Annotated in this window: 11 protein-coding genes; 5 read left to right on the top strand and 6 right to left on the bottom strand. The window is 67.4% G+C overall.

The annotated features are described in order from the left end of the window. Positions 1-163 precede the first annotated feature (163 nt). A complete protein-coding gene (locus tag AB4Y84_RS05095) occupies positions 164-2,161 on the bottom strand; it encodes a bifunctional DedA family/phosphatase PAP2 family protein (protein ID WP_223496430.1) in 1,998 nt (665 codons plus the stop codon). Positions 2,162-2,246: 85 nt separating this feature from the next. On the opposite strand from AB4Y84_RS05095, the gene AB4Y84_RS05090 reads away from it, so the two are divergent. Both AB4Y84_RS05090 and AB4Y84_RS05085 read left to right on the top strand, forming a co-directional pair. Beyond that, entirely contained in the window at positions 2,247-2,909 is a 663-nt protein-coding gene (locus tag AB4Y84_RS05090) for a serine/threonine-protein kinase (protein ID WP_108266319.1), read from the top strand. Beyond that, positions 2,906-3,394, top strand: a complete 489-nt coding sequence (locus AB4Y84_RS05085) for a DUF2867 domain-containing protein (RefSeq protein WP_442244447.1) — start codon at positions 2,906-2,908, stop codon at positions 3,392-3,394. The genes AB4Y84_RS05090 and AB4Y84_RS05085 overlap by 4 nt, the downstream gene beginning before the upstream one ends. A 47-nt stretch (positions 3,395-3,441) precedes the next feature. Here the strand turns inward: AB4Y84_RS05085 and AB4Y84_RS05080 are convergent, their stop codons facing one another. Continuing rightward, positions 3,442-4,125 carry a hypothetical protein gene (locus AB4Y84_RS05080; protein ID WP_442244446.1) on the bottom strand — a complete coding sequence of 228 codons (684 nt, stop codon included), beginning with the start codon at positions 4,123-4,125 and terminating at the stop codon, positions 3,442-3,444. A gap of 107 nt (positions 4,126-4,232) precedes the next feature. Between AB4Y84_RS05080 and AB4Y84_RS05075 the strand changes: the two genes are divergently transcribed. Continuing rightward, complete coding sequence (locus AB4Y84_RS05075; protein WP_165378006.1) at positions 4,233-5,051, top strand: SDR family oxidoreductase; 819 nt, start codon at positions 4,233-4,235, stop codon at positions 5,049-5,051. Positions 5,052-5,168: 117 nt separating this feature from the next. On the opposite strand, the gene AB4Y84_RS05070 is transcribed toward AB4Y84_RS05075, so the two are convergent. Beyond that, on the bottom strand, positions 5,169-6,041 hold the full coding sequence (locus AB4Y84_RS05070) for an ion transporter (protein ID WP_312111066.1): 873 nt from the start codon (positions 6,039-6,041) through the stop codon (positions 5,169-5,171). A 63-nt stretch (positions 6,042-6,104) separates the two neighbouring features. On the opposite strand from AB4Y84_RS05070, the gene AB4Y84_RS05065 reads away from it, so the two are divergent. After that, positions 6,105-7,331, top strand: a complete 1,227-nt coding sequence (locus AB4Y84_RS05065; RefSeq protein ID WP_088101212.1) for an acetylornithine transaminase — start codon at positions 6,105-6,107, stop codon at positions 7,329-7,331. Between the two features lie 87 nt (positions 7,332-7,418). Here AB4Y84_RS05065 and AB4Y84_RS05060 read toward each other — a convergent pair whose 3' ends face one another. Beyond that, on the bottom strand, positions 7,419-8,021 hold the full coding sequence (locus tag AB4Y84_RS05060) for an HAD-IA family hydrolase (RefSeq protein ID WP_442244444.1): 603 nt from the start codon (positions 8,019-8,021) through the stop codon (positions 7,419-7,421). Positions 8,022-8,143: 122 nt separating this feature from the next. Here AB4Y84_RS05060 and azu point away from each other — a divergent pair, with 122 nt between their 5' ends. Next, complete coding sequence (gene azu / locus AB4Y84_RS05055) at positions 8,144-8,593, top strand: azurin (RefSeq protein ID WP_363731809.1); 450 nt, start codon at positions 8,144-8,146, stop codon at positions 8,591-8,593. Positions 8,594-8,711: 118 nt separating this feature from the next. Here the strand turns inward: azu and hemL are convergent, their stop codons facing one another. Together hemL and AB4Y84_RS05045 are read right to left on the bottom strand one after the other, a co-directional pair. Then, complete coding sequence (gene hemL, locus AB4Y84_RS05050) at positions 8,712-10,001, bottom strand: glutamate-1-semialdehyde 2,1-aminomutase (protein WP_442249844.1); 1,290 nt, start codon at positions 9,999-10,001, stop codon at positions 8,712-8,714. Positions 10,002-10,016: 15 nt separating this feature from the next. Further along, positions 10,017-10,377, bottom strand: a 361-nt coding sequence (locus tag AB4Y84_RS05045; protein WP_442249843.1) for a thiamine phosphate synthase, incomplete at its 5' end; no start/stop codon positions are given.

The raw sequence follows: 10,377 nt of genomic DNA, 5'->3' as shown, positions 1-10,377 counted from the left end.
CTGCTGGGTTGGATGCCGTAAAAACCGGCCGTCGTGCTCGCCGGGCATGGCCCGGCGGCTTCGGTAGATGCCAACCTTGGTTGGCAGCCTTTCCCGAAAGCGCCAACCAAGGTTGGCGACTACCAGGCGGAGCAGTCGCGCCGGGCCATGCCCGGCGGCTTCGTTACGGCGTGGCGGTCTTCAACCGCAGCACTGGCAGGCCGGTCTCCGGGTGCACGGCTTCCTGCTGAGGCAGCGTCTGCACCGCTTCCTTCACGGCGTTCAACGCCGGATCGATCCCACGCACGGGGTGCCACATGCCGATCCACTGGAAGTGACGCTCGTAGCGCAGGGTCTGCGCGCTGCCCAGCCACAACGGCGTGTCACCCGGCTGCAGCTGCGCCGGCGCCTGCCACAATCGCAGCACGTAGCGCTCATCGGCCTGCGCGCCCTGGCGCACCATCAGCAGTGCTTCGACGCGCGTATCCAGCGTCGCCGGCAGCACCGGCAGTTCATCGGCGCCGGTGTTCTTGTCCAGCATCAGCAGTGCTTCCTGCCAGCCGGCCTGGGCCTGCACCTGCCAGCCGCGCGCTTCCAGCTGCGCCTGCAGCGGCGCCAATGGACCGGCCACCTGCACGTCCAGCGGCCAGCGCTGGTCATCGTCGAATTCGTTGCGGCGTGCCGGCAGCTTCGCCCAGTCATGCTGCCACCAGGCCTGCGCGTCCATCGCCAGCGGCGCCGGAAGGGTCGGCTCGAAGCGTTCCAGCTTGATGGCGATGTTGCGCGGTGCGTACCACATTGCCGCCACCGCGAAGACGCCGTAGAACAGCCATGCCACCGGTTTGACCCAGAACGAGCGGTTGAAGCGGCGGCGGTAGGCGATGCCCAGCACCAGCAGCCAGAAGGTGCCGAACAACATGCCGCCGATGACGTCGCTCAGCCAGTGCGCGCCCAGGTACAAGCGCGAGAAGCCGATCAGGCTGACCACGATGCCCGATACCAGGTACGGCCAGACGCGGGTGCGGCCGGGCATTTCGCGGGCGATCAGCACCGCGAAGAAGCCGAAGGTGATGGTGGCCATGGTCACCGACACCGACGGGAAGCCGAAGCCGCTGCTGGCATCGATCGGGCGCACCACATCGACGGTGGCGCCGAGCAGTTTGGTCAGGGCCAGGCCGAAGGCCAATGCGGCCAGCCAATGTGCAGCCGCCATCCAGCGCCGGCGCCAGACCAGGTAGCCCATCGCTGCAGCGGTTGCCGGCAGCAGCACCTGCCATGCGCCCAGCGATGCCAACGCGGCCATCGGGTAATCGGCCAGCGGATTGCGCAGGGCCAGCATTGCCTGGTGCACCAGCAGATCCACCGCCAGGGGTTCGCCGTGGGCGACCACTACGGTCAACAGCGCGAACCAGCCCCAGCCCAACAGCAGCAGCATCAGCGCCAGCATCGCCAGCGGTACCGACTCGCGGCGCTTCGGATCAAGCACGCCGACGGTGTAGCGGCCGAGTGTCGGGTGGCGGTTGGACCAGTCGAGCAGGCGGGCCAGCCAGTTGTCCATGCGTGCGGCCGACCAGCGATAGCCGTACAGCACGATGGCCCAGACCAGGCTGAGGATCACCGCCAGCAGGCCCGCCACCACGACCAGCCGGCCGGCAACCGCAGCGACGGTGTCATAGGCCTCGCCGAGGATCCAGCCAGGGGCCAGGAACAGTACGGCCCAGGAAATACTGGCGATGCCACTGGCCTGTACATAACGGCTGGCGGGCATTTTCATCATGCCGGCGATGGCGGGCACGAATGGCCGGATGGCACCGACATAGCGGGCGATCAGGATGCTCTTGAACGCATTGCGGCGGAACAGGTTCTCGCCCCGGTCAAGCAGCTGCGGGTAGCGGCTGAACGGCCAGACGCCACGCAGGCGGTCGCCCCAGCGCCGGCCTATCCAGTAGCTGATGCCATCACCGGCGAACGCACCCAGCGCTGCGGCTGCAACCGCATACGGCCCGGAGATCTGGCCCAGGCCGATGAACACGCCGACGGCGAACAGCAACGGCAGCGCCGGCACGATGGCGCCAAGAATGATGACCGCATCGCAGAAGGCGATCAGAAAGATGACCGCACCCGCCAACACGGGATGAGCGGCAATCCACGCGAGGGTGGCGTCGATCCATGAAGAGTCCATTTCCCGATTATAGGGGCGTGAAGGTGACTGGTTCCCAGCCGCTTGGTGACCGTTTGCAACCGGCGCCATCGCCTAGAATGTCGCCATGCCTGTATCCAACGACGCGCCAACGCATGCACTGAAGGCCGACAGCTTTGGCCGGATCCTCCTCGTGCAGGGCCCAGAAGGCCCCTTCGTGCGCCGCGATCTGGGTGCCACGCCGCTGTGGCTGCGGTTGCCTGCATGGTGGTTGGCGCGGCGCGAAGCGCGCGCGCTGAAGCACATCCACGGCATGGCCGACGTGCCGCAACTGCTGGACTGGAATGGTCGTCATCTCGACCGCAGCTTCATGGCTGGCGATGCGATGTACCAGCGCCCGCCGCGCGGCGACGTGGCCTGGTTCCGTGCCGCGCGTCGCCTGCTGCAGCAGCTGCATCGTCGCGGTGTGGCCCACAACGACCTGGCCAAGGAAGCCAACTGGCTGGTGACCGAGGATGGTCGCCCGGCCCTGATCGACTTCCAGCTGGCGGTGATCGGCGACCCGCGCTCGCGCTGGATGCGCTTGCTGGCGCGCGAAGACCTGCGCCACCTGCTCAAGCACAAGCGCATGTACTGCCGGGAGTCGCTGACACCGGTGGAGAAGCGCGTGCTCAAGCGCACCTCGTGGGTACGTGATCTCTGGTTCGCCACCGGCAAGCCGGTCTACCGCTTCGTCACCCGCCGCATCCTGCATTGGGAAGACAACGAAGGGCAGGGCCCCAAGCCATGAGCGCACTTCTGAGCGAAGGCAGCGTGCTGCGTTCGCAACTGCCGGGCGCCGATTTCGTCCATGCCTGCCAGGCGGCGGCGCCACGCAACGGACGCTCGGCACTGCAGGCCTACCGCGATATGGCAGCGACGGTGCCCGGCTGGTTCGATGGACTGATGGCGCTGCGCAACAGGGGCATGCGGCTGCTGGGCATGAAGGATCTCGGCTCGCTGCGCGTGGTGCAGCAGACCGCTGATCCGCAGCCCGGACAACGCCTCGGCATCTTCACCCTGCAGGCGCTGGACGAGGATGCCATCGTGCTGGAAGACAACGACCGCCATCTGCGCGTGCAGCTGGCGCTGCAATGGCACGACGACGCGTTGGAAGTGGCGACGGTGGTGCATACCCACAACGCGTTCGGCCGTCTGTACATGCTGCCGGTGGCACCGGTGCATCGATGGATCGCGCCGCACCTGCTGAGCAAGCAGGTGCGCGGATATCAGTAGATCCGCGCCATGCGTGGATGCGCGTTGCCGCATGGCGCGGCAAACCTCTACGGCGTCACCGGCACCGCCTGCTGGCCGATGAAGTTGCGCTTGCCATCGAAGTCATAGCCGATCTGCAGCTGGCCCACGTCCGGGCACGCATGGCAGTCGCGCAGCGGCGTGCGGTACAGCAGGCGGATGCCGCCCCCGTCCAGCGCTGCGGTACCCGCGGCCTGCGCCGGCGCGAACGGCGTGGCCTGCGGATGCACCTTGAGCACCTCCTGCACGCCGGGATCGGCGCGCAGCGTGTCGTCCAGCTGCACCGCATCCACGTCGATACGCTTGCCTGCGGCATCGACCAGGCGCGTGCCTTCATTGGTATTGGCGCGGAACGGATATTCGACGGTGGCCACGCCCAGGCCGTCGTGCTCATGCCAGGCAGTCACGTAGGCCAGTTCGCCACCGGTGGACAGCTGCTCGGCCGCGGTGACCGCATCAGCACTGGCCCCACCGGACCGCATCGCATCGCGCAGGCAATCGCGGGTGGCCGCGCTGTCGCCCTGGCGGCAGGCGTTGAGGTCACCATCCCAGACAACGGCCTCGCTCCAGCGCAGCTTGCCATCGCCGGCCGCCTTGTCGACGCTGGCGGCGTCATCCTTGGCCGGCGCGCTGCCGGGTTCGGGCGAGCGGCCCTGGCAGGCGGTGAGCAGGGCCAGGCCCAGGGCAGGCAACAACAGGCGGGAACAGCGCATGGCATGGACCTCGTGCAGTGACCGGGGCACCAGTATCGTCAACGTGCGGTGAACTCCGCGTCGGCGCGGCATACTAGCGGCTCATTGCATACGCTGGAGTGTGGAACGTGGGCAGTCTGCAGGGCAAAACCCTTTTCATCACCGGTGCCTCGCGTGGCATCGGCCTGGCGATCGCATTGCGCGCCGCGCGCGATGGCGCCAACGTCGCCATTGCTGCCAAGTCGTCGGTGCCCAATCCCAAGTTGCCGGGCACCATCCACAGTGCCGCCGAGGCGGTGACTGCAGCGGGTGGCCAGGGCCTGGCCCTGAAATGCGACATCCGCGAAGAAGACCAGGTGCAGGCAGCCGTTGCTGCCGCCGTGGACACGTTCGGTGGCATCGACATCCTGGTCAACAACGCCAGCGCCATCTGGTTGCGCGGCACCCTGGACACGCCGATGAAGCGCTTCGACCTGATGCAGCAGGTCAATTCGCGCGGTAGCTTCCTGTGCGCGCAGGCCTGCCTGCCGTACCTGCTGCAGGCCCCGAACCCGCACATCCTTACCCTCGCGCCGCCGCCGAGCCTCGATCCCAAGTGGTGGGGCGCACACACCGGCTACACGCTGGCGAAGATGGGCATGAGCTTTGTCACCCTCGGCCTGGCCGCCGAGTTCGGCCCGCAGGGCGTGGCCGTCAATGCGTTGTGGCCGCGCACGGTCATTGCAACCGATGCGATCAACATGATTCCGGGCGTGGACGTCGGCGGGTGCCGTACGCCGCAGATCATGGCCGATGCTGCACACGCGGTGCTGGTGCGCGAAGCGGCCGGCTTCCACGGCCGTTTCCTGATCGATGATGAGGTGCTGGCCGAAGCCGGCGTGACCGATCTTTCCGGATATGCGGTGGATGCGTCGCGTCCGTTGCTGCCGGATCTGTTCCTGGATTGAGCCAGGAGCATCCACGCATGGCGTGGATCTACTGTGCTGGCTTCGGTGGGGCTTCATCCACGCATGGCGTGGATCTACTGTGCCTACGGTGGTACCGGCCGTCGGCCGGGCTCACCCTCAGTGGCTGAACGTATCCGGCAACGGTCCGCCACACTTGCGGCAGTGCCGTGCATCCGGCTCGTGGCCTTCCAGCCCGCAATGCGGGCAGCCACGGGCATCGCGGCGCGCAGCCAGCTCGGCATCGCGCATGGTGCTGGCCAGTTCGGCGGTGTAGATGCCGGTGGGCACGGCGATGATGCTGTAACCGATCAGGATCAGCACCGAGGTGACGAAGCGGCCGAGCACGGTCTGCGGCACGATGTCGCCAAAGCCGACCGTGGCCATCGTTACCACCGCCCAGTACATGCTGCTGGGAATGCTGGTGAAGCCGTGGTTCGGTCCCTCGATCACGTACATCAGCGTGCCGGCGATGATCGTGATGGTGACCACCGTGAACAAGAACAGCAGGATCTTGCGCCGACTGCGCCACAGCGACTGCATCAGCACGCCGCTTTCTTCGATGTAGCGGGTCAGCTTGAGGATGCGGAACACGCGCAGGATGCGCAGTGCGCGCACCACCAGCAGGCTCTGCGCACCGGGAATGAACAGCGACAGGTAGGTCGGCAGGATCGAGGCCAGGTCGATGATGCCCCAGATGCTCACCGCGTAGCGCAGCGGGCGCTTGACCACCAGCAGCCGCAGCACGTATTCGGCGGTGAACAGGATGGTGAAGCCCCATTCCAGCACGTACAGCCAGTCGGCATGGGCGATGTGGAAGCGCTGCACGCTGTCGAACATCACCACCAGCACGCTGGCGATGATCGCGTACACCAGCAGCAGGTCGAAATTGCGCGAGGGCCGGCTGTCGTGGCGGTAGATGATGTCGAACCACCGGCGGCGCCAGCCGGTCTCGGTGGCGGGGTTCAGCTGGGGGGCGGAAAACGGTCGCATGCGTGCATTGTGCCGCACGGGTTCCAGCGCGAGAATGGGCATTCCTGAACCCTGCTGACCGCCATGACCGCCGCTACCGATCCGCTGATCTCCCTGTCGCACTACTACCTGCCGGTGTACAAGCCCCGCCAGGTGGTGCTGGAGCGAGGCCAGGGCGCCCGCGTGTGGGACAGCCAGGGCCGTGAGTTCATCGATCTGGCCGCCGGCATTGCCGTGTGTGGCCTGGGCCACAACGACCCGGATCTGGTCGCCGCGCTGGTCGAACAGGCCGGCAAGCTGTGGCACACCAGCAACGTGTTCTACAGCGCGCCACCGCTGCACCTGGCCGAGGAACTGGTGAAGGCCAGCCGCTTCGCCGAGCGCGTGTTCCTGTGCAACTCCGGCGCCGAAGCCAACGAAGTGGCGATCAAGATGGTCCGCAAATGGGCCTCCAGCCAGGGCCGCCCGGCCGACAAGCGCGTGATCATCACCTTCCGCGGCAGCTTCCACGGCCGCACCATGGGCGCGGTGACCGCTACCGCGCAGCCGAAGTACCAGGAAGGCTACGAGCCGCTGCCGGGTGGGTTCCGCTACATCGACTTCAACGATGAAGTGCAGCTGGAAACGGCGATGGCCGCCGGCGACGTGGCGGCGGTGATGCTGGAGCCGATCCAGGGCGAGGGCGGGGTGATGCCGGCCAAGTCCGGTTTCCTCAAGCGCGTGCGTGAACTGTGCGACCAGCACAACGCACTGCTGGTGCTGGATGAGATCCAGGCCGGCATGGGCCGTACCGGTACCTTGTTCGCGCATTGGCAGGATGACGTGGTGCCGGACATGGTGACCCTGGCCAAGGCGCTGGGTGGTGGTTTCCCGATCGGCGCGATGCTGGCCGGCCCGAAGGTGGCCGAGACCATGCAGTTCGGTGCCCACGGCACCACCTTCGGCGGCAATCCGCTGGCCGCGGCCGTCGCCCGCGTGGCGCTGCGCAAGCTGGCCTCGGCCGAGATCGCGGCCAATGTCAGCCGCCAGTCGAAGGCGCTGCGCGATGGGTTCGCCCGCATCAACGACGAGTTCAAGGTGTTCAGCGAAGTCCGCGGTCGCGGCCTGATGCTGGGTGCGGTGCTGAGCAAGGAGTTCGCTGGACAGGCCGGTGCCATCCTCGACCACGCCGCCGAACAGGGCCTGTTGACCCTGCAGGCCGGCCCGGACGTGTTGCGCTTCGTGCCGTCGCTGAACATCACCGACGAAGAAGTGGCGGAAGGCCTGAAGCGCCTGCGCGCGGCGATTGCCGCGTTCGTCGCCGCGCGCTGAATTCCCGACGCCGGGGTCGGACCCCTCTCCTGTGGAGAGGGCGCTGACCCCGTTGCTGCCGCTGCGCTAGTCGGGCATGGCCCGGCGCTACCGCACCCTGTAGCGCTTCAGCACCTTCCCCAGTCCGCGTCCGTCCTGCACGGTTTCCGCGTGCAGGCCCGCTGCGCGTGCACCGCGCACGTTGACGAACAGGTCATCGACGAACAACGTGTGCGCCGGTGCCACGTCGAGGGCTGCGAGCGTGCGCAGGAACACCTCCGGCGCAGGCTTGCGCAGGCCGAAGTCCGCGCTGCAGAACACCCGGCCGTGCAGCATGGGATACAGCTCCGGCAGCAGCGTCGGCAGCGCCTGCGTCATCAAGGCACCATTGTTGGTCAGCACCGCCATCGGCACCTGCAGGGCGTTCAGCCGTTGCAGCACGGCGTGTTGCGGGTGGCTGGCCGCGTGCCGTGCGGCGATCCAGGTGTGCAACGTTACCGTTGTGCCGAGCCGTTCGCCAAGCTGGGCCAGATAGCGCTCGCGATCCAGCGCACCGCTGTCGTGTGCCGCTTCGAGTCCGCTGTCGTACAGCGCGGCCTGCACGTGCGCGGCCGGCACTTCCAGCGCCTGCGCCAGATGCAGCACGCGCTGGGCGCGCTGGTAGTGCACCAGTACGCCATCGACATCGAGCAGGAGAAGGTCGATCCGCATCGGTCGAGCATGCCATTGCCGTATCCCCGCGCAAACCCTGGAGCACGACTGCGACACACGGTCGCAGCCAGGCGGACAGGCCGCTGCCTAGAATGGCCATTGAACCTGCAGGAGACGCGATGATGAAGGCTTGGATGGTAGCGGTGGGACTGGGCGCGTTGATGCTGGCGCCGTCGGCGATGGCGCGCGTATGTGCGGTGAGCATCGACAGCACCGACCAGATGAGTTTCAGCAGCCGCGAGATCAAGGTGGCCGCCGATTGCAGCGAAGTTGACCTGACCCTGCGCCACACCGGCAGGCTGGCCGCCACCGCGATGGGCCACAACTGGGTGCTGACCCGCACCGCCGACTACCAGCCGGTGGCGATGGCGGGCATGCGCATGACCCTGGCCGACAGTTACCTGCCGAAGGCCGACAAGCGCGTGCTGGCCCACACCAAGGTGATCGGTGGTGGCGAGACCGCCCGCGTGCGTTTTTCCACGAAGGGCATGCAGAAGGGCGGCGATTACACCTTCTTCTGCTCGTTCCCCGGCCACTTCGCGATGATGAAGGGCAAGTTCGTCTTCGGTTGAGTGCGCAGCAGCCACGCATGGCGTGGCTCTACTCTTGCGACACAGCGCAGTAGATCCACGCCATGCGTGGATGAGGGCAGGCAGTGCCGACCAAGGTCGGCACCTACCAAGCCGGGGTTCAGCCCTTGGCCGCCTTGAACGCCACGCGTGCCGYTGCCAGCGTGGCCTCGATCACGTCATCGTCGTGTGCGCTGGACAGGAAGCCGGCCTCGTACGCCGACGGTGCCAGGAACACACCCTGGTCCAGCATCGCGTGGAAGAAGCGGTTGAACGCCGGGATGTCGCAGGCGGTGGCCTGGGCATAGGTCTCCACCTTCTCAGTGGTGAAGAACAGCCCGAACATCGCGCCCACCTGGGTGGTGGTCACCGCCACGCCGGCGTCGGCTGCTGCTGCTTCCAGGCCCGCGCACAGGCGTGCGGCGCGCGCGCTCAGATCGTCGTGGAAACCCGGCTGCTGGATCAGCTCCAGCATGGCCAGGCCGGCGGCCATCGCCACCGGGTTGCCGCTGAGCGTGCCGGCCTGGTAGATCGGGCCGGCCGGTGCGATCTGCTGCATCAGCTCGCGGCGGCCGCCGTAGGCGCCCACCGGCATGCCGCCACCGATGATCTTGCCGAAGGTGGTCAGGTCCGGAGTGATGCCGTAGTGCGCCTGCGCACCGCCGAGGGCAACGCGGAAACCGGTCATCACTTCGTCGAAGATCAGCAGGGTGCCGTGCTGCGTGCACAGCGCACGCAGGTGCTGCAGGTAGCCTTCGCGGGGCGGAATGCAGTTGGCGTTGCCCACCACCGGCTCGATGATCAGGCCGGCGATCTCGCTGCCACGTGCCTCGAACAGGGCGGTGGCCGCCTCGAAGTCGTTATAGGGCAGGGTCAGGGTCAGTTCGCTCAGGCCGGCCGGCACGCCGGGCGAGGTCGGCACGCCCAGGGTCAGCATGCCGCTGCCGGCCTTGACCAGGAACGAGTCGCCGTGGCCGTGGTAGCAGCCTTCGAACTTGACGATGCAGCTGCGGCCGGTGGCACCGCGCGCCAGGCGGATCGCCGACAGGGTGGCTTCGGTACCGGAGTTGACCATGCGCACCATCTCGCACGACGGCACCAGCCGGGTGATGGTCTCGGCCATGGTCACTTCCGCTGCGCACGGCGCACCGAAGGACAGGCCGTTGTCGATCGCCTTCTTCACCGCCTGGCGTACGGCGGTGTGGTTGTGGCCGACGATCATCGGGCCCCACGATCCCACGTAGTCGATGTAGCGGTTGCCGTCGACGTCGTACAGGTAGGCGCCGTCAGCGCGCTCGACGAAGAAGGGTTCGCCGCCGACCGACTTGAACGCGCGCACCGGTGAGTTGACGCCGCCAGGCAGCAATTCCTGGGCGCGGGAGAACAGGGCGTGGGACTGGTCGTGGTTCATGGGGTTTCCTGGGGGTTACTGCTGCGTATCGAATCGGGCGAGGTAGGCGCGCTGGGTCGCGACCGGGTCCTGCGCGGCGTAGATGCCGCTGACCACGGCCAGCAGATCGGCGCCGGCATCGATGATGGGACCGACATTGTCCGGGCTCAGGCCACCAATCGCCACCCGCGGCACGCCCAGTGCGGCGCTTTGCCGCAGCAGGTCGGGGTGGGCGCGGCTGCTGGTGACCTTGGTGGTGGTGGGGAAGAAGGCGCCGAAGGCCACGTAGCTGGCGCCGGCTGCCACGGCGCGCTCGGCGTTGGCCAGCTGGTCGTAGCAGGAGGCGCCGATGATGGCGTCCGGTCCGAGCAGGCTGCGTGCGGCGCCGATGTCACCG

It is taken from the genome of Stenotrophomonas sp. 2YAF22, from assembly GCF_052114665.1.
Taxonomy (GTDB): Bacteria; Pseudomonadota; Gammaproteobacteria; order Xanthomonadales; family Xanthomonadaceae; genus Stenotrophomonas; species Stenotrophomonas indicatrix.
This window is presented reverse-complemented; position numbering and strand designations above follow the sequence as displayed.